Origin of the sequence: Enterobacter bugandensis, from assembly GCF_900324475.1 — a bacterium.
In the GTDB taxonomy this organism is placed as follows: Bacteria; Pseudomonadota; Gammaproteobacteria; order Enterobacterales; family Enterobacteriaceae; genus Enterobacter; species Enterobacter bugandensis.
The window spans coordinates 3,424,768-3,450,870 of sequence record NZ_LT992502.1; the positions used below are offsets into that span (position 1 = coordinate 3,424,768).

At 57.4% G+C, this 26,103-nt stretch carries 24 protein-coding genes; 11 read left to right on the plus strand and 13 right to left on the minus strand.

The annotated features are described in order from the left end of the window. Nucleotides 1–64: 64 nt before the first annotated feature. The 3 genes from DG357_RS16540 to DG357_RS16550 form a co-directional block, all read right to left on the minus strand. On the minus strand, nucleotides 65–640 hold the full coding sequence (locus DG357_RS16540) for an RpoE-regulated lipoprotein (RefSeq protein WP_048957147.1): 576 nt from the start codon (nucleotides 638–640) through the stop codon (nucleotides 65–67). Between the two features lie 63 nt (nucleotides 641–703). Further along, nucleotides 704–1,153 (minus strand): DUF2919 domain-containing protein, encoded by a 450-nt coding sequence (locus tag DG357_RS16545; protein ID WP_047368062.1) that lies wholly within the window; start codon nucleotides 1,151–1,153, stop codon nucleotides 704–706. Beyond that, nucleotides 1,140–1,565, minus strand: coding sequence for a GNAT family acetyltransferase (locus DG357_RS16550; RefSeq protein ID WP_003861292.1), 426 nt, complete (start codon nucleotides 1,563–1,565; stop codon nucleotides 1,140–1,142). Before DG357_RS16550 ends, DG357_RS16545 begins: the two co-directional genes overlap by 14 nt. 212 nt (nucleotides 1,566–1,777) lie before the next feature. Here DG357_RS16550 and amiA point away from each other — a divergent pair, with 212 nt between their 5' ends. Continuing rightward, nucleotides 1,778–2,653, plus strand: a complete 876-nt coding sequence (amiA, locus tag DG357_RS16560; RefSeq protein WP_028014006.1) for an N-acetylmuramoyl-L-alanine amidase AmiA — start codon at nucleotides 1,778–1,780, stop codon at nucleotides 2,651–2,653. Further along, on the plus strand, nucleotides 2,653–3,552 hold the full coding sequence (hemF, locus tag DG357_RS16565; RefSeq protein ID WP_041908789.1) for an oxygen-dependent coproporphyrinogen oxidase: 900 nt from the start codon (nucleotides 2,653–2,655) through the stop codon (nucleotides 3,550–3,552). The genes amiA and hemF overlap by 1 nt, the downstream gene beginning before the upstream one ends. Before the next feature lie 64 nt (nucleotides 3,553–3,616). Here the strand turns inward: hemF and maeB are convergent, their stop codons facing one another. Continuing rightward, on the minus strand, nucleotides 3,617–5,896 hold the full coding sequence (gene maeB, locus DG357_RS16570; RefSeq protein WP_028014008.1) for an NADP-dependent oxaloacetate-decarboxylating malate dehydrogenase: 2,280 nt from the start codon (nucleotides 5,894–5,896) through the stop codon (nucleotides 3,617–3,619). Between the two features lie 246 nt (nucleotides 5,897–6,142). Here maeB and tal point away from each other — a divergent pair, with 246 nt between their 5' ends. Both tal and tkt read left to right on the plus strand, forming a co-directional pair. Continuing rightward, entirely contained in the window at nucleotides 6,143–7,093 is a 951-nt protein-coding gene (gene tal, locus DG357_RS16575; RefSeq protein ID WP_047368066.1) for a transaldolase, read from the plus strand. A 19-nt stretch (nucleotides 7,094–7,112) separates the two neighbouring features. Continuing rightward, complete coding sequence (tkt, locus tag DG357_RS16580; RefSeq protein WP_028014010.1) at nucleotides 7,113–9,101, plus strand: transketolase; 1,989 nt, start codon at nucleotides 7,113–7,115, stop codon at nucleotides 9,099–9,101. A gap of 23 nt (nucleotides 9,102–9,124) precedes the next feature. On the opposite strand, the gene DG357_RS16585 is transcribed toward tkt, so the two are convergent. Together DG357_RS16585 and nudK are read right to left on the minus strand one after the other, a co-directional pair. After that, nucleotides 9,125–10,168, minus strand: a complete 1,044-nt coding sequence (locus DG357_RS16585) for a DUF1176 domain-containing protein (protein WP_045631021.1) — start codon at nucleotides 10,166–10,168, stop codon at nucleotides 9,125–9,127. Nucleotides 10,169–10,277: 109 nt separating this feature from the next. After that, nucleotides 10,278–10,868 carry a GDP-mannose pyrophosphatase NudK gene (nudK, locus tag DG357_RS16590; protein ID WP_047364146.1) on the minus strand — a complete coding sequence of 197 codons (591 nt, stop codon included), beginning with the start codon at nucleotides 10,866–10,868 and terminating at the stop codon, nucleotides 10,278–10,280. 236 nt (nucleotides 10,869–11,104) lie between these two features. On the opposite strand from nudK, the gene narQ reads away from it, so the two are divergent. Then, a complete protein-coding gene (narQ, locus tag DG357_RS16595; RefSeq protein ID WP_028014013.1) occupies nucleotides 11,105–12,799 on the plus strand; it encodes a nitrate/nitrite two-component system sensor histidine kinase NarQ in 1,695 nt (564 codons plus the stop codon). A gap of 142 nt (nucleotides 12,800–12,941) precedes the next feature. Further along, nucleotides 12,942–16,055: a multidrug efflux RND transporter permease AcrD gene (acrD, locus tag DG357_RS16600; protein WP_088205028.1), complete on the plus strand. Its 3,114-nt coding sequence runs from the start codon at nucleotides 12,942–12,944 to the stop codon at nucleotides 16,053–16,055. A gap of 108 nt (nucleotides 16,056–16,163) precedes the next feature. On the opposite strand, the gene ypfM is transcribed toward acrD, so the two are convergent. Further along, complete coding sequence (gene ypfM / locus DG357_RS16605; protein ID WP_015572204.1) at nucleotides 16,164–16,223, minus strand: protein YpfM; 60 nt, start codon at nucleotides 16,221–16,223, stop codon at nucleotides 16,164–16,166. A 387-nt stretch (nucleotides 16,224–16,610) separates the two neighbouring features. On the opposite strand from ypfM, the gene DG357_RS16610 reads away from it, so the two are divergent. The 3 genes from DG357_RS16610 to DG357_RS16620 are packed head-to-tail and all read left to right on the plus strand — an operon-like array spanning nucleotide 16,611 to nucleotide 18,320. Then, nucleotides 16,611–16,967: an ArsC family reductase gene (locus tag DG357_RS16610; RefSeq protein ID WP_045261161.1), complete on the plus strand. Its 357-nt coding sequence runs from the start codon at nucleotides 16,611–16,613 to the stop codon at nucleotides 16,965–16,967. Between the two features lie 3 nt (nucleotides 16,968–16,970). Then, nucleotides 16,971–18,098: a succinyl-diaminopimelate desuccinylase gene (gene dapE, locus DG357_RS16615; protein ID WP_028014016.1), complete on the plus strand. Its 1,128-nt coding sequence runs from the start codon at nucleotides 16,971–16,973 to the stop codon at nucleotides 18,096–18,098. A gap of 24 nt (nucleotides 18,099–18,122) precedes the next feature. Further along, the gene (locus tag DG357_RS16620; RefSeq protein ID WP_013098222.1) at nucleotides 18,123–18,320 is read left to right on the plus strand and encodes a YpfN family protein; all 198 of its coding nucleotides are present in this window, start codon (nucleotides 18,123–18,125) and stop codon (nucleotides 18,318–18,320) included. Nucleotides 18,321–18,358: 38 nt separating this feature from the next. Here DG357_RS16620 and ypfH read toward each other — a convergent pair whose 3' ends face one another. From ypfH to dapA, 6 genes are all read right to left on the minus strand, one after another. Next, on the minus strand, nucleotides 18,359–19,054 hold the full coding sequence (gene ypfH, locus DG357_RS16625; protein WP_088205029.1) for an esterase: 696 nt from the start codon (nucleotides 19,052–19,054) through the stop codon (nucleotides 18,359–18,361). A 73-nt stretch (nucleotides 19,055–19,127) separates the two neighbouring features. Beyond that, complete coding sequence (locus DG357_RS16630) at nucleotides 19,128–21,074, minus strand: tRNA(Met) cytidine acetyltransferase TmcA (protein ID WP_088205030.1); 1,947 nt, start codon at nucleotides 21,072–21,074, stop codon at nucleotides 19,128–19,130. Next, on the minus strand, nucleotides 21,074–21,943 hold the full coding sequence (gene ypfJ, locus DG357_RS16635; protein ID WP_088205031.1) for a KPN_02809 family neutral zinc metallopeptidase: 870 nt from the start codon (nucleotides 21,941–21,943) through the stop codon (nucleotides 21,074–21,076). The genes DG357_RS16630 and ypfJ overlap by 1 nt, the downstream gene beginning before the upstream one ends. Before the next feature lie 120 nt (nucleotides 21,944–22,063). Continuing rightward, nucleotides 22,064–22,777 (minus strand): phosphoribosylaminoimidazolesuccinocarboxamide synthase, encoded by a 714-nt coding sequence (purC, locus tag DG357_RS16640; protein WP_023332985.1) that lies wholly within the window; start codon nucleotides 22,775–22,777, stop codon nucleotides 22,064–22,066. A 109-nt stretch (nucleotides 22,778–22,886) separates the two neighbouring features. Then, the gene (bamC, locus tag DG357_RS16645; protein ID WP_028014020.1) at nucleotides 22,887–23,921 is read right to left on the minus strand and encodes an outer membrane protein assembly factor BamC; all 1,035 of its coding nucleotides are present in this window, start codon (nucleotides 23,919–23,921) and stop codon (nucleotides 22,887–22,889) included. A 16-nt stretch (nucleotides 23,922–23,937) separates the two neighbouring features. Next, entirely contained in the window at nucleotides 23,938–24,816 is an 879-nt protein-coding gene (gene dapA / locus DG357_RS16650; RefSeq protein ID WP_028014021.1) for a 4-hydroxy-tetrahydrodipicolinate synthase, read from the minus strand. 145 nt (nucleotides 24,817–24,961) lie between these two features. Between dapA and DG357_RS16655 the strand changes: the two genes are divergently transcribed. Both DG357_RS16655 and bcp read left to right on the plus strand, forming a co-directional pair. After that, nucleotides 24,962–25,531 (plus strand): glycine cleavage system transcriptional repressor, encoded by a 570-nt coding sequence (locus DG357_RS16655; protein WP_028014022.1) that lies wholly within the window; start codon nucleotides 24,962–24,964, stop codon nucleotides 25,529–25,531. After that, nucleotides 25,531–26,001 (plus strand): thioredoxin-dependent thiol peroxidase, encoded by a 471-nt coding sequence (gene bcp, locus DG357_RS16660; protein WP_014171119.1) that lies wholly within the window; start codon nucleotides 25,531–25,533, stop codon nucleotides 25,999–26,001. The genes DG357_RS16655 and bcp overlap by 1 nt, the downstream gene beginning before the upstream one ends. Nucleotides 26,002–26,103: the final 102 nt, after the last annotated feature.

Sequence of the window (26,103 nt, forward strand, 5' to 3'; positions counted from 1 at the left end):
CAGCGTGGCATTGATGGCGGCTATTATACCCGGATTTCAGCGAGGCGGTTTGCTCAGGCGCAAATTACTGCTTCCAGAGTATTTTGCTCACTTTCCAGCTCTTCAGCGTGTCGTCAGAGGGCATCAATCCTTCCGGACCGCTCCAGGTTCCGGTGAAGACATAGCTGATGTGCTGGCTGCCTTCCGCCTTACATTCCACCGCCACGCCATCGTCTGAAGGGGCGCTGCTGCAGTTGCCAAAGGCCTGTTTATAAAGATCGCTAAACGGGGTGCCCACCTTTACGCCGCTGGCGGTCGGAATATCTTCGTCCAGCACGGCAATGCGGTTCACCGTCCCTTTATCACCGTTAATCACCAGCGCCAGCTTGTCACCCTTTAGCGCTTCAAAGTAACGCACAATGTTGCCATTCTCGGTTTTCATCCCGCTACGCAGGCGATAGTCACTGCTCAGGGCATCCTGAATGGCGTCCTGATCGAGCGCCGTTGACGCGGTAATTTTTCCCACGCCCTGCTCGGTCACTTCGGTGGAAGAGCCAAACCAGTTCCACGGATACGCGGCGGACCAGTTAATGGAGGAGAGCGTCGAACAGCCGGTTAACGCCAGCGGGAGAGCGCATAAAAGTAAACGCAGCGATTTCATTGAAACGTCCTTTCTAATTAAATCAACGCTTGTTGGAGTGCGGCATCGGCAAAAAGTGCCGCGCTAATCTGACTCTTGCGTAAAACAGGCACGTAAGCGGGGATTCGTCAGCAGCCACATCAGCGCCACAATATCCGCCACCACCAGCGCGATGCCGATACCGGAAAGCGGTTCACCCAGCCACCAGAGCACGGGTTGCCAGAACAGCAGCGCAATCTGGGCGAGGATCAGCAGCCAGCGAAGCGCACGCCACAGACGCGGGATTACATGCCGTCGACCGCTGCACAAAAAAGCCAACACCGCCGGTACGCCCGGCAGTAAGCCGAGCCAGAAGGCATCGTGGTCGGGATAAAAGAGATTCAGCAGCGTATCGCCCTGCCCGCGCGACGCGCCGGCCATCACAAACAGTACCCAGGTACGGGCCTGGAGGAGCAAAACGCACCAGAATAAAAACGGCAGCCTGACGCGGCCCTGCGCGTCATAGTCAGCCGGGTGGATCTCAGTACTCTTCATCTTCGATCAGGCGCTTACCCAGCGTCAGCACGTCGGCGTGCTCGTAGCCCAGACGCTCATACATGCCCAGCACCACGTCGTTATCTTCCCGCACCATGATCTGGATTTTCGGGCAGCCGCGGGCGATGAGTTTCTTTTCCAGACGATTGAGCAGCGCGTTGGCGATGCCGCGCGCCCGGTATTCCGGGTGGACGCCCAGATAATAGGCCGAGCCACGGTGGCCGTCGTAGCCGCCCATTACCGTCCCGACCACCTCGCCGTTCACTTCCGCGACCAGAAACAGGCTAACGTCGTGATTCACCTTACGTTCGATATCCATTTCCGGATCGTTCCACGGACGCAGCAGATCGCAGCGCTCCCAAAGGGTGATCACCTCTTCGAAATCTTCCTGGCGAAAAACGCGTATCTCCATGGTATTAACCGCCTTTTCGGGTTTAAAAACAGTGATTATGGCGTGAACGGGGCGTTTAGCCAATAACCGGGGAAAATCTCGCCAAAATTTGGCATAATGTCACTTTGTCACGTATTGAAATGAAAAGTAAAACAATTCTCAATAAGGACTGTCGTAACGGGAAACACGATACGATATAACACCAGGACCCCATTTTTCAGTATTCAGGCCGCATGAGCACATTCAAACCATTAAAAGCACTCACATCGCGTCGTCAGGTTCTCAAAGCGGGGCTGGCGGCCTTAACGTTAACGGGCATCGCTAAGCAGGCTCAGGCAAAAGACGAGAGCACGCTCAAAACCAGTAACGGACACAGCAAACCGAAAACCAAAAAGCCGGGCGCAAAGCGTCTGGTGATGCTCGATCCGGGCCACGGCGGTATTGATACCGGCGCCATCGGCAGAAACGGTTCGAAAGAAAAACACGTCGTGCTGGCAATTGCAAAAAATGTGCGATCGATTTTACGCAGCAACGGCATTGACGCCCGCCTGACGCGTACGGGCGACACGTTTATTCCGCTGTATGACCGCGTGGAAATTGCCCACAAGCACGGCGCCGACCTGTTTATGTCCATTCACGCGGATGGCTTCACAAACCCTTCCGCCGCGGGCGCGTCGGTGTTTGCCCTCTCCAACCGCGGCGCCAGTAGCGCCATGGCGAAATACCTTTCCGATCGCGAAAACCGGGCGGATGAAGTAGCCGGGAAGAAGGCCACGGATAAAGATCATCTGTTGCAGCAGGTGCTGTTCGATCTCGTGCAAACGGACACCATCAAAAACAGCCTGACGCTCGGCTCGCATATTCTCAAGCGGATTAAACCGGTGCACCGTCTGCACAGTAAAAGCACGGAACAGGCGGCGTTTGTGGTGCTGAAGTCACCATCCATCCCGTCCGTGCTGGTGGAAACGTCCTTTATTACCAATCCGGAAGAAGAGCGCCTGCTCGGCACCACGGCGTTTCGCCAGAAGATCGCCAACGCCATCGCCTCCGGCATTATCAGTTACTTCAACTGGTTCGATAACCAGAAAGCGCACTCCAGGAAACGCTGATGAAACCCAATGCACAGCTGGTCAAAACGTTCCTGCTGCAGTTGCAGGATGAGATTTGCCAGAAACTGGCCGCCGCAGACGGCGGTGAATTTCAGGAAGATAGCTGGCAGCGCGAGGCGGGCGGCGGCGGGCGCAGCCGCGTGCTGCGTAACGGCGGCATCTTCGAACAGGCGGGTGTGAATTTTTCCCACGTTCACGGCGACGCCATGCCCGCGTCCGCTACCGCGCACCGCCCTGAGCTGGCGGGCCGCAGCTTCGAAGCGATGGGCGTCTCGCTGGTGATCCACCCGCATAACCCGTTTGTTCCGACCAGCCACGCCAACGTCCGCTTTTTCATCGCGGAGAAGCCAGGAGCCGATCCGGTCTGGTGGTTTGGCGGCGGTTTCGACATGACGCCCTACTACGGCTTCGAAGAGGATGCCGTGCACTGGCACACCACCGCGCGGAACCTTTGCCTGCCGTTTGGCGAAGACGTTTACCCGAAATATAAAAAGTGGTGCGACGACTACTTTTATCTGAAGCACCGCGACGAGCAGCGCGGCATCGGCGGGCTGTTCTTTGACGATCTCAACACGCCGGATTTTGATACGGCATTTAGCTTTATGCGCGCGGTGGGCGAAGGGTTCACCGACGCGTACCTGCCGATTGTCGAACGCCGTAAAAACACCGACTACGGCGTGCGCGAGCGTGAGTTCCAGCTTTATCGTCGCGGGCGGTACGTAGAGTTCAACCTGGTGTGGGATCGCGGGACGCTGTTCGGCCTGCAGACCGGCGGACGCACGGAGTCGATTCTGATGTCGATGCCGCCGCTGGTGCGCTGGGAGTACAGCTACGAGCCAAAAGAAGGCAGCCCGGAGGCTGCCTTGAGTGAGTTCCTTAAAGTACGCGACTGGATTTAACTGCCGGATGGCGCTGCGCTTATCCGGCCTACTCAATCCCCAGGTCGGGTAAGCACACGCGCCCTTACAGCGGCTGCGTCTGCGCCTCAACCACCGCCAGCGCCACCATATTCACGATACGGCGCACGGAGGCAATCGGCGTTAACACATGCACCGGCTTCGCCACGCCCATCAGCACCGGTCCTACGGTCACCCCTTCAGAGCTGGAGACGCGCAGCAGGTTGTAGCTGATACGCGCCGCTTCCACGTTCGGCATAATCAGAATGTTCGCCGATCCCTTCAGCGGGCTGTCCGGCATACGTTCGTTGCGGATGCTCTCCACCAGCGCGGCATCACCGTGCATTTCCCCGTCAATCATCAGCTCCGGCGCACGCTCGCGCACCAGTTCCAGAGTCTGGCGCATTTTGCACGCCGCCGCGGATTTGGACGAACCAAAGTTTGAGTGCGACAGCAGCGCCACCTTAGGCTCGATACCAAAGCGACGCACGGTCTCGGCGGCCATCACGGTGATCTCCGCCAGCTCGTCCGGGGTTGGATCGTCGTTCACGTATGTATCGGCAATAAAGGTGTTGCCGCTCGGCAGCAGCAGCGCGTTCATCGCCCCGGCGGTGTGCACGCCGTCGCGATAGCCGAAGATCTCCTGCACCACGCTGAAATGCTCGTGGTAATCGCCGATGGTGCCGCAGATCAGCGCATCCGCCTCGCCGCGATGGACCATGATCGCGCCGATGACCGTAGTATTGCTGATCACCGCCCGCTGCGCCTGCTCCTGGGTGATCCCGCGACGCTTCATGATCGCGTAATATTCGTTCCAGTACTCCTTGAAGCGCGGATCGGATTCGTTGTTAACGATCTCGAAGTCCACGCCCGGCTTAATCTGCAGGCCCAGCTTCTGAATGCGCATCTCGATCACGCTCGGACGACCAATCAGGATCGGCTTCGCCAGCCCTAAGGTGATCAGTTCCTGCGTGGCGTGCAGCACGCGCGCCTCTTCCCCTTCCGCCAGCACCACACGCTTCGCGTCTGCGCGAGCCTGAGAGAAGATCGGCTTCATAAACAGGTTAGTTTTGTAGACGAACTCGGTGAGTTTATCGACGTACGCGTCGAAATCCTGAATCGGACGCGTCGCCACGCCGGAGTCCATCGCCGCTTTGGCAACGGCTGGCGCAATTTTGACAATCAGGCGCGGATCGAACGGTTTTGGAATGATGTAGTCCGGGCCAAAGCTCAGATCCTGATCCCCGTACGCGGAGGCGACCACTTCGCTCTGCTCAGCGTGCGCCAGCTCGGCGATGGCGTGAACGGCGGCAAGCTTCATCTCTTCGTTGATCGCCGTCGCGCCAACGTCCAGCGCCCCGCGGAAGATGAACGGGAAGCAGAGCACGTTGTTCACCTGGTTCGGGTAGTCCGAACGGCCGGTACAGATAATGGCGTCTTCGCGCACCGCTTTCGCCAGCGGCGGCAGAATTTCCGGTTCCGGGTTCGCCAGCGCCAGGATCATCGGCGCGCGCGCCATTTTCTGCACCATTTCCTGGGTCAGCACTTTCGGGCCTGAACAACCGAGGAAGATATCCGCGCCGTCAATCACGTCCTCAAGCGTGCGCTTGCCGTCATCTTCCACGGCATACGCCGCTTTGGTTTCCGCCATGTTCGGCTCGCGGTCTTTGTAGATAACGCCTTTAGAGTCGCAGACCACGATATTGTGTTTCTGCATACCCAACGCCACCAGCAGGTTCATACAGGCGATGGCCGCCGCGCCCGCACCGGAGACCACCATGCGCACGTCAGAGAGATTTTTCTCCACCACGCGCAGGCCGTTGAGAATGGCAGCGGTGCTGATAATCGCCGTGCCGTGCTGGTCGTCATGGAACACGGGAATGTTCATACGCTCGCGCAACTTCTGCTCGATATAGAAACATTCCGGCGCTTTGATGTCTTCCAGGTTGATCCCGCCGAAGGTCGGCTCCAGCGCGGCCACCACGTTGATGAACTTATCGGGATCGAGTTCGTCCACTTCGATATCGAACACGTCGATACCGGCAAATTTCTTAAACAGAACGCCCTTCCCTTCCATCACCGGTTTACCGGCCAGGGCACCAATGTTGCCCAGGCCCAGCACCGCCGTACCGTTAGAGATAACGGCGACAAGGTTGCCGCGCGCGGTGTATTTGTAGGCCGCCAGCGGATCTTTTTCGATCTCCAGACATGGCGCAGCCACGCCCGGCGAGTAGGCCAGCGCCAGATCGCGCTGGGTCGCCAGCGGCTTGGTTGGGGAGACCTGAATTTTACCGGGGACAGGGAACTCGTGAAAATCGAGGGCACTCTGTTTTAACTGATCGTCCATCTTGTTATTCCTTTTACGTATCGGTCAGATAGTATCGCCGCTGAGCAGCGCATAAACTTTGAAGGCTGCCAAACTCTCGCCATCACACATTAAAAATTGTTATCAATTTATAACAGCCATGTTACCCGTCTCAAAAGCAATGCCTGCCCCGTCTGCTATGCTTTTTTGTTAAGTCCATCATGATTTTCTCAGAAGTGTGAACTAACGCACTCATCTAACTCTTTTATTTCCAAGGAGTAATTATTTATGAACCAGCTAGACGGCATCAAACAATTCACCACCGTGGTTGCAGACAGCGGCGATATCGAGTCGATTCGCCACTATCAGCCAGAGGACGCGACCACCAACCCTTCGCTGCTTCTGAAAGCGGCGGGGCTTGCCCACTTTAGTCATCTGATTGACGACGCGATTACCTACGGTAAACAGCGCGGGAAAACGCAGGAGCAGCAGGTTGCTGAAGCCAGCGACAAGCTGGCGGTTAATTTTGGTGCGGAAATTCTGAAAAGCATTCCGGGGCGCGTGTCGACCGAAGTGGATGCCCGCCTCTCATTCGATCAGGAAAAGAGTATTAACAAAGCGCGCCGCCTGGTGGAGCTCTACCAGGAACAGGGGATCGATAAGTCACGCATTCTGATCAAGCTCGCGTCCACATGGGAAGGCATCCGCGCGGCAGAGGTTCTGGAAAAAGAGGGGATCCACTGCAACCTGACGCTGCTGTTCTCCTTTGCCCAGGCGCGCGCCTGTGCCGAAGCGGGCGTGTTCCTGATCTCGCCGTTTGTCGGGCGCATCTACGACTGGTATCAGGCGAAACAGCCGATGGACCCGTACGTGGTGGAAGAGGATCCGGGCGTGAAGTCGGTGCGTAATATCTACGATTATTACAAGCAACACCGCTACGAAACCATCGTGATGGGCGCCAGCTTCCGCCGCACCGAGCAGATCCTGGCGCTCGCAGGGTGTGACCGTCTGACCATCTCCCCTGACCTGCTGAAAAAGCTGCAGGAGAGCGACGAAACGGTGATCCGCAAGCTGGTGCCGACCTCTACCGTCCTGCCAAAACCGAAAGCCATGACCGAAGCGGAGTTCCGCTGGGAGCATAATCAGGACCCTATGGCCGTGGAAAAACTGGCGGACGGCATCCGCCAGTTCGCCGTCGACCAGCGAAAACTCGAAGATCTTCTCGCCGCCAAACTTTAACCTTGCCACGGAGTGAACTATGTCCCGTAAAGAGCTCGCTAACGCCATTCGCGCCCTCAGCATGGATGCCGTACAAAAAGCCAATTCCGGCCACCCTGGCGCCCCGATGGGGATGGCCGATATTGCCGAAGTGCTGTGGAACGACTTCCTGAAGCACAACCCCACTGACCCAACCTGGTACGACCGCGACCGTTTTATTCTCTCCAACGGCCACGCCTCGATGCTGCTCTACAGCCTGCTGCACCTTTCCGGCTACGACCTGCCGCTTGAGGAGTTAAAAAACTTCCGCCAGCTGCACTCCAAAACGCCGGGCCACCCGGAGATCGGCTATACGCCGGGCGTGGAAACGACCACCGGCCCGCTGGGCCAGGGGCTGGCGAATGCCGTCGGCCTGGCAATTGCCGAGCGTACGCTGGCCGCGCAGTTCAACCAGCCCGACCACGAGATTGTCGATCACTACACCTACGTCTTTATGGGTGACGGCTGCCTGATGGAGGGGATCTCCCACGAGGTTTGCTCGCTGGCGGGCACGCTGGGGCTCGGCAAGCTGATTGGCTTCTATGACCACAACGGCATCTCCATCGACGGGGAAACCGAGGGCTGGTTTACCGACGACACGGCAAAACGCTTTGAGGCCTATCACTGGCACGTGGTGCACGAGATTGACGGCCACGATCCGGAAGCGGTGAAAAAAGCGATTCAGGAAGCGCAGAGCGTGAAGGACAAACCGTCCCTGATTATCTGCCGTACCACCATTGGCTTCGGCTCGCCGAACAAAGCGGGCAAAGAAGAGGCGCACGGCGCGGCGCTGGGCGAAGAGGAAGTGGCGTTAACCCGCCAGAAACTGGGCTGGAAATATCCGCCGTTTGAGATCCCGAAAGAGATCTACAGAGCATGGGACGCGCGCGAAGCGGGTGAAAAAGCGCAGCAGGCCTGGAACGAAAAATTTGCCGCCTACAAAAAAGCGCACCCGGAGCTGGCCGCCGAGTTTTCCCGCCGCATGAGCGGCGGCCTGCCGGAAGACTGGGACGATAAAACCCAGGCGCTGATAGAAAATCTGCAGTCCAACCCGGCGAAAATCGCTACCCGTAAAGCGTCGCAAAACACCCTGAACGCGATTGGCCCACTCCTGCCTGAGCTGCTCGGCGGCTCGGCGGATCTGGCGCCAAGCAACCTGACCATCTGGTCAGGCTCTAAATCCCTGAAGGAAGACATTGCCGGGAACTACATCCACTACGGCGTGCGCGAGTTTGGGATGACCGCGATTGCTAACGGCATCGCCCATCACGGCGGCTTCGTGCCCTACACTGCCACCTTCCTGATGTTCGTCGAGTACGCCCGAAACGCGGCGCGTATGGCGGCGCTGATGAAGGCCCGGCAGATCATGGTCTACACCCACGACTCCATCGGGCTGGGGGAAGATGGCCCAACGCACCAGGCGGTAGAGCAGCTGGCAAGCCTGCGCTTAACGCCAAACTTCAGCACCTGGCGTCCGTGCGATCAGGTCGAAGCCGCGGTGGGCTGGAAGCTGGCCGTTGAGCGTCATAACGGGCCCACGGCGCTGATCCTGTCGCGCCAGAACCTGGCGCAGATCGAGCGCACGCCGGAGCAGGTAAAAAACATCGCCCGCGGCGGCTATATTCTCAAGGACAGCGGCGGTAAGCCGGACGTGATCCTAATTGCCACCGGTTCCGAGGTGGAAATCACGGTGAAAGCGGCGGAGAAGCTGACCGCCGAAGGTCACGCGGTGCGCGTGGTATCTCTGCCTTCAACGGATATTTTTGACGCCCAGGACGAGGCGTATCGGGAATCGGTGCTGCCTTCCAGCGTTGCGGCGCGCGTGGCGGTGGAAGCGGGTATTGCCGACTACTGGTATAAGTACGTGGGGCTGAAAGGGGCAATTGTGGGCATGCGGGGTTACGGTGAATCCGCTCCTGCCGACAAACTGTTCCCGTATTTCGGCTTTACCGTTGAGAACGTGGTGGAGAAAGCGCTGAGCGTGTTGTAGTGCGACAGCGCTATCCGGCAAAACTAGCGAGTGATCCACAGCGTGGGCCAGGCGTCTGGCCCATTCCAGCTATCGCAGCTTGGCTCTTCCGCGTAGCGTACCAGGCGAAAACGCTGGCCGTCAAAACGCCAGCGCGTCTGGATCCCGCAGTCTCCAATACCGCGTCCCAGCGCCAGCGTCGTCAACTCGCGCGTTTTCTCATCGAAGCGGGCGTTCATCAGCTCCATGTCGCTGCTCTGGCTGGAGGGGGTGAACGGCAGACGTAACCTGACGCTACGGGCGGCGAACGGTTTTTTACGTGAGACCTGCCACGCCAGATCGACCGTGTTATAGGCCCCCGCTTCACAGCTGACGATCAACAGCGCTTTGTCATCCGTTAATGCAGTGACGCGTACTTCACGACGGTTAGGATCCAGCGAGCACTGGCTGTTGTTCATCCGCCACGTCCCATAATCCAGCAGATCGTTCAGCTCGCTATGCGTCAGCGGCGTCGGCGTCGGGTTCACCACGGCCACCTTTTTTAATGCCGGTGCAGGAGGCACGCTCAGCGGCGGGCTATCTCCTTTTTTAATCCATGCCGTTTCGCTGCCAACGCGCTTCTGCTGGGCGTCGATAAACAGCAGCGCCGCCTTCAGACCGACCAGCGAGATCGTCTGCTTCCCCCCGCGCAGGGTCAGCGCCTGCCCTTCCTGAATGTTTTTCAGAAACGTGGTGATGGTACCCGCATCGTCAGTTTTGAGATGCCAGGGGGTTAACTGCCAGTGCTGCGAATTGAGCTTTAACGGAACGTTGTCGAGCAGCAGGCGCGGGGCAATGTCAGGCTCTTTAACCGGCGGGGCCGAAAGCCCGCCGAGATCGATGCGCAGGCTGGCGTCCGTTTTTGCGCCTGCGCTACGGCTCAGCGTCATGACCAGACCGCGATGCTCGCCGGTATTCCGGGCAACACAAAAATTCTGGTTATTGCAGGTAACCTGCCAGTCTGAAAAAGACTGCTGCGCGGGCGCAGCCCACACCAGAGGTGCGGGTAGCACGCAGAAAAAGAAGAAAAGCAAAACGCAGTAGCGCATGAATGGCACAGCCCCGGAAACGAAAAGGTCAATCTGGGGCGTATCTTCGTGCCCAGGGCGGGCGGGCTCAATCGGATTTATCGGATAGATTTATCTGAAATACACGTTATCACGGCATCGGTTTAGGATTCATTAAGCCGCTGGTTTGCAGATACTGTAACAGGATCACCGCTTTACCGTCGCGGATCTCGCCGCTTTTAACCATCTCAACGGCCTGGGTGAAAGGCATTTCCAGCACTTCAATGTCTTCATCCTCCACGCCGCCGCCGCGATGCGTGCGCTGGGCATCGGTGTATTCCGCAATGAAGAAATGGACCAGCTCGGTCACCCCGCCAGGGGACATGAAAAGCTCAAAGACTTTTTGCACCTCGCCCACTTCAAAACCGGTCTCCTCAACGGCCTCCTTGCGGATGCAGACTTCCGGCTCATCGTCATCAAGCAGGCCGGCGCAGGTTTCAATCAGGCGCCCGTCCGCGTTGCCGTTGACCCAGGTCGCGACCCGAAACTGGCGAATCAGCACCACGCTTTGCTTTTCACGGTTATACAGCAGAATGGTTGCGCCATTGCCCCGGTCGTAGACTTCGCGTTTGTGGCGAATCACGTCACCGTTCTTACGGGTTAAATCGTAAGTGATGTTACGCAGGACAAAGTAATTTTCAGAAAGGATTTTGTCTTTGATAACGGTAATGTTCAGGGACATACGGGCTCCACGGCTAAATGAGTCTGTTTATACTACCCCGTGAAGCCCGCTTTGTCCTCCGTCGGCTCAGGCGGCGCGTTACTTCTCGCCAGATTTCAGGTTAATGCCCACAGCGGCTTTTGGATCAATAACCTTATCTTTAGTATGAATAAGCTATTTGCTCGCCACCGCGTTATCAGGCAATGTACAACTGCCCATGACCTGTGGCTGAGCCATTTTATGCAGAGATCCGTTCCGTGACCGTTAAACGCCCCGTTTCCGGAAGCCTTGCCTGGGCTTTCTTTTCGATCATTGCCCTGTCCGTGCTGACCAGCACCGTCGCGCTGCTGACGCTTGCCAGCAGCCAGCGTGACGCCGAAGCTATCAACATTGCGGGATCGCTGCGCATGCAGAGCTACCGCCTCGGCTACGAGATGCAGCGCAACAGCCCCTCCCTTATGGCGCATCGTGAGAACTGGCAGCGAACGTTAAGCGCGCCTTCCCTGGAGAAGCTGAACCGCTGGTACGTCCCGGACAACGTCAAGGCGCGCTATCAGCAGCTGCATGTGGCCTGGCTGGACATGGACAAGCACATCGCCCGCGGCGACAGCGCATGGTATGACGCTCACATAGAGGATTTTGTCGGCCGCATTGATGCCTTTGTGCTCGCCCTCCAGCACTACACCGAAAATAAAATCCAGACGGTGACCCTCCTCTCTCTGGCTGGCGCGCTCGGGATCCTGCTGCTGACGCTGTTTACCCTGCGGCGCATCCGTCGCCAGGTGGTGTTGCCGCTGAACAACCTGGTGGCCGCCAGCGAACGCATTGAGCGAGGGGAATTTACCACCCCGGCGCCGGACACCGCGCTCCCCAACGAGCTGGGCCAGCTCTCCCGCGCGTTCAACCATATGTCGGGCGAGCTACATACTCTCTATCGGTCGCTCGAAGCCTCCGTCGCGGAAAAGACGCGGCATTTGCATGAAGCCCACCAGCAGCTCGACATGCTGTTCAAATGCTCCCAGGCGCTGAATACCGGGCAGATAGACAGCCTGTGCTTCCGGCATATTTTGCAGATTGTGCATGAATACACGCAGATGAATTACCTGGAGCTACGCACCAGCGACGACTGGCGGCTGTGTGAAGGAACAGAGGTGAGCGGCATTTCTCTGCAAACCCTGCCGGTGCTGATGCAGGATACCCTCTACGGCGAGCTGCGCTGGCAAAGCGAGACGGGCAGCGTTCCTCTTCCGCTGATGAGAAGCGTGGCGACCATGCTCGGACGTGGGCTGTACTTTAACCAGGCGCAGAAGCATTACCAGCAGCTGCTGCTGATGGAGGAGCGCGCCACCATCGCCCGCGAGCTGCATGATTCGCTGGCGCAGGTACTCTCCTATCTGCGGATTCAGCTCACGCTGCTTAAACACGCCGTGCCGGCGGAAAATGCCTCCGCGCAGACGATCATCACCGACTTCTCCCGCGAGCTGAACAACGCCTGGCAGCAGCTACGCGAGCTGCTGACCACCTTCCGCCTGACGCTAAACCATGCGAATTTACCCGCGGCGCTGCAGGAGTCCCTCGATGCCCTGCAGAGCCAGACGCAGGCGAAGCTGCACCTCGACTGCCGCCTCTCCACCCTGGCGCTTGACGCGCAGAAGCAGGTGCATTTGCTGCAGATCGTGCGGGAGGCCGTCCTGAATGCGATTAAGCACGCGCAGGCCAGCGAGATCACCGTCAGCTGCGTGACCGCCGTGGACGGCACGCACAGCGTCAGCATTCGCGACAACGGCATCGGGATTGGCGAGGCCAGCGAGCCGCCGGGACACTACGGGTTGAACATTATGCGAGAACGCGCGCAACGGCTCGGCGGAATGCTGCACTTCTCGCAGCCGCAAAACGGCGGCACGCAGGTCAGCGTGACGTTCCCCGCACCCGCGCCGTTAACAGGTAAATAACGGTAAAGGGGGAAGCGCCGGGAAAAGCGCATGATAATTTACATTATCTCCTTTATTTCTCCACGTTTGGCCTGGGCCTTACCGCTAAAGTGATGCGGGCAATAAACAATAATGACGTGCAGCAAAACGAGGTCACACTTTCATGGCGAATTTTTTCATCGATCGCCCCATTTTTGCCTGGGTGCTTGCCATCCTGTTGTGTCTGACAGGTGTCCTGGCGATTACTTCTCTTCCCGTTGAGCAATATCCCGATCTGGCACCGCCGAACGTGCGTGTCACAGCAAACTACCCCGGCGCGTCCGCACAAACGCTGGAAAATACCGTGACGCAGGTTATCGAGCAGAACATGACGGGTCTGGATAATCTGATGTACATGTCCTCCCAAAGCAGCGCCACGGGACAGGCGACTGTCACCCTGAGCTTTGAGGCGGGCACCGACCCGGACGAAGCGGTGCAGCAGGTACAAAACCAGCTGCAGTCGGCCATGCGTAAATTGCCCCAGGCCGTGCAGAACCAGGGCGTCACCGTGCGTAAAACCGGTGATACCAACATTCTGACCATCGCGTTTGTCTCCACCGATGGCTCAATGGATAAACAGGACATTGCGGACTACGTCGCCAGTAATATTCAGGACCCGCTCAGCCGTATTAACGGCGTGGGGGATATCGACGCCTATGGCTCACAGTACTCGATGCGTATCTGGCTCGATCCCAACAAGCTGAACAGCTATCAGATGACGGCGACCGACGTGACGGACGCCATCAAAGCACAGAACGCCCAAATTGCCGTGGGGCAACTGGGAGGCACGCCTTCCGTCGATAAACAGGCCCTGAACGCCACCATTAATTCGCAATCTCTGCTTCAGACCCCGGACCAGTTCCGCAACATCACCCTGCGCGTGAATCAGGATGGTTCAGAAGTGCGTCTGGGCGACGTTGCTAAGGTGGAAATGGGTGCGGAGAAATACGATTACCTGAGCCGCTTTAACGGCAACCCGGCCTCTGGACTGGGAATTAAGCTGGCCTCCGGCGCAAACGAAATGGCGACGGCGAAGCTGGTATTGGACCGTCTGGATGAGCTGTCGCAGTATTTCCCGCACGGGCTGGAGTACAAGGTCGCCTATGAAACCACCTCCTTCGTTAAAGCCTCGATTGAGGACGTAGTCAAAACCCTGCTGGAAGCGATCGCCCTGGTGTTCCTGGTCATGTACCTGTTCCTGCAAAACTTCCGCGCCACGCTGATCCCCACCATTGCCGTCCCGGTGGTGCTGCTGGGCACCTTTGCGGTGCTTTACGCGTTCGGCTACAGCATCAACACCCTGACGATGTTTGCCATGGTGCTGGCGATTGGCCTGCTGGTGGACGATGCCATCGTGGTGGTCGAAAACGTCGAGCGCATCATGAGCGAAGAGGGGCTTTCCCCGCGTCAGGCGACGCGTAAATCGATGGGACAAATTCAGGGGGCGTTGGTCGGTATCGCGATGGTGCTGTCGGCGGTCTTTATCCCGATGGCCTTCTTTGGCGGTACAACCGGGGCGATTTACCGTCAGTTCTCAATTACCATCGTCTCGGCGATGGTGCTCTCCGTGCTGGTGGCGCTGATCCTCACTCCCGCGCTCTGCGCCACCCTCCTTAAGCCGCTGCACAAAGGGGAACATCACGGCCAGAAAGGGTTCTTCGGCTGGTTTAACCGCATGTTCAACCGCAACGCCGAGCGGTATGAATCTGCCGTCGGCAAAGTGCTACACCGCAGCCTGCGCTGGATGATGATTTACGTTGTGCTGCTGGGCGGCATGGTGTGGCTGTTCCTGCATCTTCCCACCTCGTTCCTGCCGCAGGAAGACAGGGGGATGTTCATCACCTCGGTGCAGCTCCCGAGCGGATCCACCCAGCAGCAGACGCTGAAGGTGGTTCAGAACGTTGAGCAGTACTTCTTCACCAAAGAGAAAAATAACGTTGTTTCGGTCTTCTCTACCGTCGGCTCCGGCCCGGGCGGGAACGGGCAGAACGTCGCCCGCATGTTTGTCCGCCTGAAAGACTGGGACGAACGCGATGCCAGAACGGGAACCTCGTTCGCCATCATCGAACGCGCGACCAAAGCGTTTGCCCGCATTAAAGAGGCGCGCGTCTTTGCCAGCAGCCCGCCCGCGATCAGCGGCCTGGGCAGTTCCGCCGGGTTTGATATGGAGCTGCAGGATCACGCCGGCGCGGGCCACTCGGCCCTGATGGCCGCGCGCGATAAGCTGCTAGAACTAGCAGGGAAAGATCCCGGCCTGACCCGCGTTCGTCACAACGGTCTTGACGACAGCCCGCAGCTTCAGGTGGATATCGACCAGCGTAAGGCGCAGGCGCTGGGCGTGTCGATCGACGATATCAACGACACCCTGCAAACCGCATGGGGCTCAAGCTACGTAAATGACTTTATGGATCGCGGCCGCGTGAAAAAAGTGTATGTCCAGGCAGCCGCGCCGTTCCGCATGTTGCCGGATGATATTAACCGCTGGTTTGTACGCAATAATTCTGGCGGAATGGTCCCCTTCTCCGCCTTTGCCACGTCGCGCTGGGAGAGCGGTTCGCCGCGTCTGGAGCGCTATAACGGCTATTCGGCAGTTGAAATCGTCGGGGAAGCCGCGCCGGGCGTCAGCACCGGTACCGCCATGGACACGATGGAAAAACTGGTGCAGCAGTTGCCCGCCGGTTTTGGTCTGGAGTGGACGGCCATGTCTTACCAGGAGCGCCTCTCCGGGGCGCAGGCCCCTGCCCTCTATGCGCTTTCTTTGCTGGTGGTCTTCCTCTGCCTTGCCGCGCTGTATGAGAGCTGGTCGGTTCCGTTCTCGGTCATGCTGGTGGTGCCACTTGGGGTTATCGGTGCGCTGCTGGCGACCTGGATGCGCGGCCTGGAGAACGACGTTTACTTCCAGGTGGGGCTACTTACGGTGATCGGCTTGTCGGCGAAAAACGCCATTCTGATCGTTGAGTTTGCCAACGAGATGAATGCCAAAGGCCACGAGCTGATGGCCGCCACGCTGCACGCCTGCCGCCAGCGCCTACGTCCGATCCTGATGACCTCACTGGCGTTTATTTTTGGCGTACTGCCGATGGCAACCAGCACGGGTGCAGGCTCAAGCAGCCAGCATGCGGTGGGTACCGGCGTCATGGGTGGGATGATTGCGGCCACCATCCTGGCGATTTATTTTGTGCCGCTGTTCTTTGTGCTGGTGCGTCGTCGCTTCCCGCTCCGGGAGCGACAGGAATAACCCGCAGTCATAAAAAAGGCGGCTTAATCGGCCGCCTTTTTATTGTGTGATTAATTCACACTATGGTTATTTTACTTATTTTAGTGCTCTTGCAATTCTTACTGAATGTCATTTACGAAGCATGCCTTCGATAAAATCTTTCCAGTTCCCCAGTTCACGTTCAATCATAACAACCTCTCTTATTATTATGCGCATTCTACGAAAACGTATCACCATTGTGAAGACTGTTTAACCAATCGCTGTGATTGTACCCCGCCACCGTTGGGGATTTATGATAAATATGAATGGAGGAGTTTAAATTTTGTGTGACGGCCAGCAATATTTTGAAATAGCCCTACGAACGGGTGAGTTTTATTTTACGCGCTGAGTTTATTCAGAATTTAAACACGGTGGACATCTATGCTTAAATGGTGAAACTATATTCAGCGTACAAGTGTGAGTTGAATTAAGAAGAAGTGTAAATCCAGAGCATTCCTGAGTGTGTTATATTCCACCTAAAGATATATCTTCGAATTTACTGAACGTTTAATCGCCATAAGAGCAAAAGGATTCAACATGGTTGTGATGTACGGCATTAAAAATTGCGACACCATCAAAAAAGCACGCCGCTGGCTGGAAACTAATAACGTCGAGTACCGCTTCCACGATTATCGTGCCGACGGGCTTGATGCAGAATTTCTGCATACCGCCATTAACGAACTGGGATGGGAAGCGCTGCTGAACACCCGCGGCACCACCTGGCGTAAGCTGGACGAATCCGTGCGCGCCAGCATCGTTGACGCCGACAGCGCGGCAAAGTTAATGCTCGACATGCCGGCAATTATCAAACGCCCATTGCTCTGCAAGCCAGGTCAGCCTATGCTGCTGGGTTTCAGTGAAACCCTTTATTCTGACTTTTTCGTAGAGGTGTAGTGTATGTCATGCCCGGTCATTGAGCTGACTCAACAGCTTATTCGCCGTCCCTCCCTTAGCCCGGACGACGCAGGTTGTCAGGCATTAATGATTGAGCGCCTGCGCGCCATCGGTTTTACCGTTGAGCGCATGGATTTTGGCGATACCCAGAACTTCTGGGCGTGGCGTGGCCAGGGCGAAACGCTGGCCTTTGCCGGGCACACTGACGTCGTTCCCGCGGGTGACGCTGATCGCTGGATTAATCCGCCGTTTGAGCCGACCATCCGCGATGGCATGCTCTTCGGCCGCGGCGCGGCAGACATGAAAGGCTCGCTGGCGGCGATGGTTGTGGCGGCAGAGCGCTTTGTGGCTCAGCATCCGAACCACAAAAACCGTCTCGCGTTCTTGATCACCTCCGATGAAGAAGCCAGCGCCCATAACGGTACCGTGAAGGTCGTTGAGGCGCTGATGGCGCGCAATGAACGTCTTGACTACTGTCTGGTCGGCGAGCCGTCCAGTACCGAAGTGGTGGGTGATGTCGTCAAAAATGGTCGCCGCGGCTCGCTGACCTGTAACCTGACCATACATGGGGTTCAGGGGCATGTGGCCTACCCGCATCTGGCCGATAACCCGGTCCACCGCGCCGCGCCAATGCTGAACGAACTGGTAGGCATTGAGTGGGATAAAGGCAACGAGTTCTTCCCGCCGACCAGCATGCAGATCGCCAACGTCAAGGCCGGAACCGGCAGTAACAACGTCATCCCGGGAGATTTCTTCGTCCAGTTCAACTTTCGCTTCAGTACCGAACTGACCGACGAGACGATCAAAGCGCGCGTTGTCGCTCTGCTGGAAAAATACAACCTGCGCTACACCGTTGACTGGTGGCTTTCCGGCCAGCCGTTCCTGACGCAGCGCGGCAAGCTGGTGGATGCGGTGGTGAACGCCATTGAGCACTATAATGAAATTAAGCCGCAGCTGCTGACGACGGGCGGCACCTCAGACGGACGCTTTATCGCCCGCATGGGTGCACAGGTTGTCGAACTGGGTCCGGTTAACGCGACGATTCACAAAATCAACGAGTGTGTGAACGCAGCCGATTTACAACTACTGGCCCGCATGTATCAACGTATTATGGAGCAACTCGTCGCCTGACGAGCGCTCAGAGAGGAATAGCGAATGGATTGGCTTGCAAAGTACTGGTGGATTCTGGTGCTGGTGTTTCTGGTCGGCGTACTGCTGAACGTGATTAAAGACCTTAAGCGCGTTGACCACAAAAAGTTTCTCGCGAATAAGCCGGATCTCCCGCCGCACCGTGATTTTAACGATAAGTGGGACGATGACGACGACTGGCCGAAGAAAGACCAGAAGAAGTAATCGGTCTGTATCCCCTCTCCTGTGGAGAGGGGATAACCTCACATAAATTCAACAATATCATCATCATTCGGCTTACCGCCGCTGAGCGCTTCATCAAAGTAGTGCTTCGGCACGGTATAGCGCAGATGATCGAGCGCAAACTGCATGCTGCGGTCGTCGATCGCGTGGCCCAGATCGTCAACAATATCCAGCGTCACATCCCCGCCCTCACGCACCAGCGCTTCCTGGGCAGCTACCGCATGCGAAAGCTCAATCACCCGATCTTCACCACCGTGAATGAGATGGATGGTGGTCTGCGTGGTCGCGCTTGTCGGTAGCGTTGCATAACGCCCGTTAAAGGCGATGACGCGTGAAGCCAGGCCGGGCTGCGCTTTTACGCTTTCCAGCGACATGATTGACCCCTGCGAGAAGCCAATCAGCGCCGTTGCGTCAGCGCCTACGCCGCTCTGCTGCTGCCAGTAGCGCACGATGTCGATAAACGTGGGCATGATCGCATCAATGCACGCCTGACGGTTCTCCTCCGTCACGCCCTGAACCGGGAACCACTGCCGTCCGTCTGGACCGCACGGCTCCACGCCGCCGATGCTGACGATCAATGCTTCCGGAAAAACGGGCGCAAACCAGCGGCCAATCTGTCCCATATTGACGGCATTATCGCCCACGCCATGAAACAGGAGCAGTAACTGTTTAGCCGGTTTGTCAGGGCTTTGAACAACAAAATGGTCGTGTTTCATGGCGGTCTCCTTAATTGATGAGCAGGATTTTACGCCTCTGCGGGGTAATGACCATGCCACTTTACTGAAGAAGTCATTGAAAAAATTGCCATTGCAAAATGTCGGCTTTCAGCTGCTGGCAGCGGGAATAATCAAGGTTCTCAAGCGCTTGCGCGGTTTCACTCCGCAGTTTAGCCAGCAGCGCTTTTCGCCCTTTCTCCTCCGTCTTACCCTCTATTTTCCCGCGCAGCGCCGGAAGCGGCATGTCTGTAGCTAACACCAGCCGCGTCAGGGCAGCAACCGAGGTTGAAAACGCCCGGTGCGCAAAGGCAAACCCCGCCAGCTCCAGCCAGTCGTCACTATTAAGGGTAGCTTCCCAGGCATCGGTCACCGGGATCTTTTCGCCGTTCCAGGCCGAAAGAACGCGCATATCGCGACACAGGCGCTGGTGCTCCTGCGCGCACAGGCGGTGCCCGGCCTCGCTATGCGGCAGTAAGGCCATCGCCGTGTAGCACCCGCTGCTGGCTTCCCGATGGCTGCCCATTCGCACCAGCACAAAGCCGCACTGCCGCCAGAAACGCCACAGCTCGTCGGTATAGCCAAAGCTTACCGAGAGATAATCTTCACCGCTGGCGCTGCGAATAAGCCGCTGGCCGATGCCTTCCCGTTGACGGTGGGGATGCACCGCAATGCGGCTAATCCGCCGCCCCTTCAGCGTCGCCGCGAGAGGCGACCCGCCGTGCGCCGCCAGTGACTGCGCCACAAGGTTCCCGCGAGGACGACGAAAGCCCGCCCACACCGCGCGGCTCAGTTCGGGGGGCAATCCCCCCTCTTCCACCAGCCAGAGCGCGCCCGCCATATCCGCCCCCGCGTGTGCAACCGCAAAGTGCTGGCCGGGGGCGTCCATCATCCGGCGTAAATCGAGCGGGGACGTCCGGTAGTGCGCGGCACACAGCAGTTCATACACGCTTGCCACGCGCGCCGGGTCGCTCTCCCACATCCGCGGCTCCAGCGACCGTATACGCACGTCACCTTCCGGTTTGCGGTCAATAAGCGCGTCGTCAAACAGCAGCGTATTCGCCACTATCCGCTCAAGCGGACACCCGGCCGCCCAGCGAATGGGGGTGGATAAGGTATAGCGCCGCAGCCCGCTGAACCGGGCGCAGAACTTGAGCAGAAACCCCCTGCCCGTGCCTTCATAACCCTGGACCGTGGTGGTCAGCAACACGCGAGGAAAGCGCGACACCAGCTTGTCCAGCAGCGGGCCGGGGATGGCTGCGGCTTCATCAACAATCAGCCAGTCGGCTTCTGTCGTGGAGGCCAGCAGCGCATCCGGGGCCATAAAGTGAAAACGCTCGCCAGCGAAGCGCGCAATGACATCCGTTGCCCCTTTGGCCGGTGCAGTGACCACCGCACTCCCCTGAATGCTGTTGAGTAGCATCCCAGCGAGGGCTGACTTTCCGCGCCCCCGCGGTGCCGTCACGGCAGCAACGCCCGCAGGCATGGTCAGAAGCGCGTCGAGGATCTCCGCCTGCTCGCGCTGCGGCTCGCCGCTGGCTGGCTGCCAGGCGGGCGAATCCGGCGCAGCGGGAAGAGAGAGAGGACGATGCTGTTGCCAGACGATCGCATCCGCATCAGCGGCAAGCGTCCGGCAAAAATGGTGAACGAAGCGCGGGGTGGCGATGGGTTCCGCGCTGTCGCTCCAGCGCACGGAATCGCCGTCAGGCTTGTCGGCCCAGTCAGCGAGAGGCGGCACCAGCAGCACCAGCAGGCTTCCGGCGCGCAGCGTCCCGCTGAGTGCGGCAAAGGCTGAGACATCAAACCCGGCACGCGCGTCAAAAACGGCGTGCAGATATTCGCGTCCCAGCAGCCCGCTAACGGCTTTTGAGGGATTCTCCTCCAGCCACAGCCAGTCTCCCGGCAAGGCATCACGCAGGCCAGCCGCCTGGCTCAACGTCCATTGTTCATCGCCAGTGAGCACCACCAGACGGCGGTGCCCGGTACGCTCAAGCTCGCGCGTCAGATGTTCAAACGACACCATCACATGGCTTTGCCGAAGGTATTACACTGGGCCGGATCGCCGCTGTCAAAGCCGCGCTTGAACCAGCTGTAGCGCTGCTGTGACGTACCGTGAGTGAAACTGTCCGGCACGACATGACCCTGGCTCTGCTGCTGCAAACGGTCGTCGCCGATGGCCTCAGCCGCGTTTAATGCCTCTTCAAGATCCCCGGATTCCAGCACGCCCTGCTGCTGCATGCTGTGGCCCCAGACGCCCGCGAAGCAGTCCGCCTGCAGTTCCATTTTGACGGAAAGGCGGTTCACTTCGGCCTGAGACGCGTTCTGCTGAAGCTGGCGCACTTTGGGCTCAATCCCCAGCAGCTTTTGCACGTGATGGCCGACTTCATGCGCGATAACGTAGCCCTGGGCAAAATCACCGTCAGCGCCAAGCTTGCGTTTCATGTCATCGTAAAAAGAGAGATCGATATAGACGGTGCCGTCTGCCGGGCAATAGAACGGCCCCATAACAGATTGCCCGGTACCGCATCCGGTGCGGGTTGCGCCCCGGTACATCACCAGCTTTGGCTGCTGGTAGGTGCGCCCCATCTTCTCGAACTGCTGACTCCAGGTGTCTTCAGTTGTGGCGAGAATAACGGAGGTAAATTTGGCCGCTTCATCTTCATTCGGGCTGATGGAGCGCTGAGATTGCTGTTGCTGCTGCAGCGGCTGACCGGTCATCAGACCGGTGAGGTCGACCCCGTAGTAACCTGCGACCAGCACCACAATCAGCAGGATGATACCGCCCTTGCCGCTGGGTAAGCGGAAGCCGGGCCCGCCCATTGAAGGACCGCCGCCACCATCACTGCGTCTGTCTTCTACATTGTCACTTTCACGACGCCCTTGCCAGCGCATAACCACCTCGAACTATTCCATTAATAATAGCTATGATCGTAGGCGGTTAACGGCAAGATTACCATAGGAAACAAAGGTAAGACGCCAAAGGATGCGAACATCCTTTGGCAACTGAGGGACTTAGTCGAGCTTAACGCCTAAACGGTGAGCTACCGCCTCGTAGGCTTCAATCAGGCCACCCAGGCTCTGACGGAAACGGTCTTTGTCCATTTTATCCAGGGTTTCTTTATCCCACAGGCGGCTGCCGTCCGGGGAGAACTCGTCGCCCAGCACCACTTCACCTTTGAACAGACCAAACTCCAGCTTGAAGTCGACGAGGATCAGGCCCGCGTCATCAAACAGCTTTTTCAGCACGTCGTTGGCTTTGTAGGTCAGTTCCTGCATGCGCGCCAGGTTCTCTTTGCTCACCCAGCCGAAGGTTTCGCAGTAGGATTCGTTGACCATTGGGTCGTGCATGGCATCGTTTTTCAGGAACAGGTCGAACAGCGGTGGATTCAGCTCGATACCTTCTTCAATGCCCAGACGCTTCACCAGGGAGCCTGCCGCACGGTTACGAATCACGCACTCAACCGGAACCATATCCAGTTTTTTCACCAGACATTCCGTATCGGACAGCAACGCTTCCATCTGGGTCGGGATACCCGCTTCGGCCAGTTTGGTCATAATGAAGTGGTTGAACTTGTTGTTCACCATGCCTTTACGATCGAACTGCTCAATGCGGGCGCCATCCCCTGCTGACGTATCATTGCGGAACTCGAGCACCAACAGATCCGGGTTCTCCGTGCTGTATACGGTCTTCGCTTTGCCACGATACAACTCAGCTTGCTTCTGCATCTTCATTACTCCTGGTGTGATAATTTGCGTTCAAAACGGGGTATATTATGCCACGCACACGTTTGCGTAGCACGAAAATAAAAAGGGCGGGATTAACCCGCCCTCGTATTTATTTGCTGAATGCTGCCTGGAAGACAGCGACCAGCGCATCGTTCTGCGCCTGGGTCAGCGTGTGACCTTTTGGATCGATAAACTGCAGGCTGCTGCGGTTATCGAGATCACCTACCTGAATCTTGTAATCACCGGAGGCAAGCTGAGGATCTTTGGCGCCCAGCTCCTGCCACGCGCTGTCGGACAGCGGCTTATAGGTCGCCGTCATGCTGCCGGTTGAACGGGTGCTGTCGGTCACTTTCATGCCCACTTTTTCCAGCGTCGCTGGCAGGCGCTGCCAGGTCTGGTTAAACGGTGCACGCACCACCAGCATTGGCAGGCCGGTGTCATCCGCGCCGCTCTGAACGTCGTAAGTGACGCCGTTACGGTTCTGCGCGGCGTTGGCGGCATCGGTAGCAGTCTTATCCAGACCTGCGGCGATCACGTTCAGCATTTCAGTGCTGTAACGCTGCATAGAGGCGGCATCCGCAACCGGTTTACCCGCCTGCTCCAGGTTCAACAGCTTAACGTTAACTGCCTGCTGGTAACCCTGTGGTTTCACGGAGACCTGATAGCGTCCACGGTACTGCTGATCTTCATCAAGACGGTTCCACTCGATCCAGTCGGTGGTTAACGTCTGGCTGGCGTCATCGCGCTTATCAATGGTGTAATTCTTCGCCTGAATAACGCTGACGACCTGTGGCCACAGATTGCTTCCACGCGCGCTTTCAACCAGCAGAGACGCCGTGTCACCGGTGAACTGGGTACGCGCCCCGCTTACCAGCGCCAGAGGCTGTGCTGGCGGACGAATATCAAGCGCTTTACCAACCAGGCCGCTGCCGTTGGTCACGGGAATATTATAATCGCCGTTTTGAATCGGCAGGATCATACCAGCCGGTGCATGAAGTTCAGCAAGCGGGGTCGCATCCAGATAGGATTCATCACCGCTCACCTGGCGCTTGTAGCGCGAGTCTGAACTACAGGCAGCGAGCAGCATAACAAGCGAAACACTCGCAACCTTCGCCAGGCGCGACTTCTGTACTGAATAAGCCATCAAATCTCCCTAAACTTTACAGCAAACCGGCATGCTTCAGCGCTGCCCTGACGATGTCGCGACCGTGGTCGGTAATCGGTGTCATTGGCAAACGCAGCGTATCGGATGCTACAAGCCCCAATTCCTTACACGCCCATTTCACTGGGATCGGATTGGGTTCGACAAATAATTTATTGTGCAACGGCATCAGACGCTGATTAATGACACGCGCTTCATTATAGTGACCGGCTGCGGCCAGTTTGCACATTTCAGCCATATCGCGCGCCGCAACGTTCGCCGTTACGGAGATCACGCCATGACCACCAAGCTGCATAAAGTCCAGCGAGGTCGCATCATCACCACTCAACAGGATAAAGTCGTCTGAAACCAGCTCTTTGATCTGATGAACGCGGCTTAAGTTCCCTGTCGCCTCTTTAATACCGATAATATTTTTTACTTCCGAGAGACGACCAACGGTTTCCGGCAGCATATCGCAGCCGGTACGGGACGGCACATTATACAGAATTTGTGGCAAGTCAGTATGTTCAGCGATGGCTTTGAAGTGCTGGAACAAACCTTCCTGAGTAGGACGGTTGTAGTAAGGGGTGACCGTCAGACAACCCACGATGCCGCTGTCGTTAAAACGTTTGGTCAGGCTGATCGCTTCTGCGGTCGCATTAGCACCTGTCCCCGCAATGACCGGAATACGTCCGTCAGCCAGTTCCAGGGTCAGCATAACCACATCGCCGTGCTCTTCGTGGCTCAGCGTTGCAGATTCACCGGTAGTCCCTACCGAAACGATCGCCGAGGTTCCATTGGCGACATGGTAATCAATCAGCTTTTTCATGCTGGACCGGCAGACATTACCTTTTTCATCCATCGGTGTAACAAGCGCGACAATACTTCCCGTGAACATGAGCCATCCTCTGTGCGAACAAGAGCCTCAATGGTACGTTTGGAACTGTAATAAAAGCAAGCGACCTGAGGCCCTCTGGCGGTTGTATGCACGTTTTTTTTATGCTTTCCTTAGGAAGACTTAACCATGCAAAGGAAGAACAGGTTTGACAACCTCATCACAACATTACCTGGTTATCACCGCGCTGGGTGCCGACAGGCCGGGTATCGTGAACACCATCACCCGTCACGTGAGCAGCTGCGGCTGTAACATCGAAGACAGCCGCCTGGCGATGCTCGGCGAAGAGTTCACGTTTATCATGCTGCTGTCCGGAACATGGAATGCCATTACCCTTATCGAATCCACTTTGCCGCTGAAAGGCGCGGAGCTGGATTTGCTGATCGTCATGAAGCGCACCACCGCGCGCCCGCGTCCGGCCATGCCCGCGACCGTCTGGGTGCAGGTTGAAGTCCCTGATTCTCCGCATCTGATTGAGCGCTTTACCGCGCTGTTCGACAGCCATCAGATGAACATTGCCGAACTCGTCTCCCGCACGCAGCCGGGCGACGAAAGCACCGTTCCCACGCTCTTTATTCAAATTACCGCACACAGCCCTGCCTCGCAGGATGCGTCAAATATCGAGCAAGCGTTCAAAGCCCTCTGTACAGAATTAAACGCGCAGGGCAGTATAAGCGTCGTCAATTATTCGCAGCACGAACAGGATGGAGTTGAGTAATGAATCCACTGAAAGCCGGTGACATCGCACCGAAATTTAGCTTACCGGATCAAGACGGTGAGCAAGTAAATTTGACCGACTTCCAGGGACAGCGTGTTCTGGTCTATTTCTACCCGAAAGCCATGACCCCCGGCTGCACCGTACAGGCCTGCGGCTTACGCGACAACATGGACGAGTTGAAGAAAGTCGGCGTGGAAGTGCTGGGAATCAGCACGGATAAACCAGAAAAGCTGTCACGATTTGCGGAAAAAGAGCTGCTGAACTTCACGCTGCTTTCCGACGAAGACCACCAGGTCTGCGAGCAGTTCGGCGTCTGGGGTGAAAAGACCTTTATGGGTAAAACCTACGACGGCATTCACCGCATCAGCTTCCTGATTGACGCTGACGGTAAAGTTGAACATGTGTTTGACGACTTCAAAACCAGCAACCACCACGACGTGGTGTTGAACTGGCTGAAACAAAGCGCCTGATAAACACTAAAAACGGCAACCCAGGTTGCCGTTTTTAGTGTTTTCCCCCTCTCCCACGGGGTGTACGGTCCGGGGACATAGTGAACACTTGTTCGGGGACAT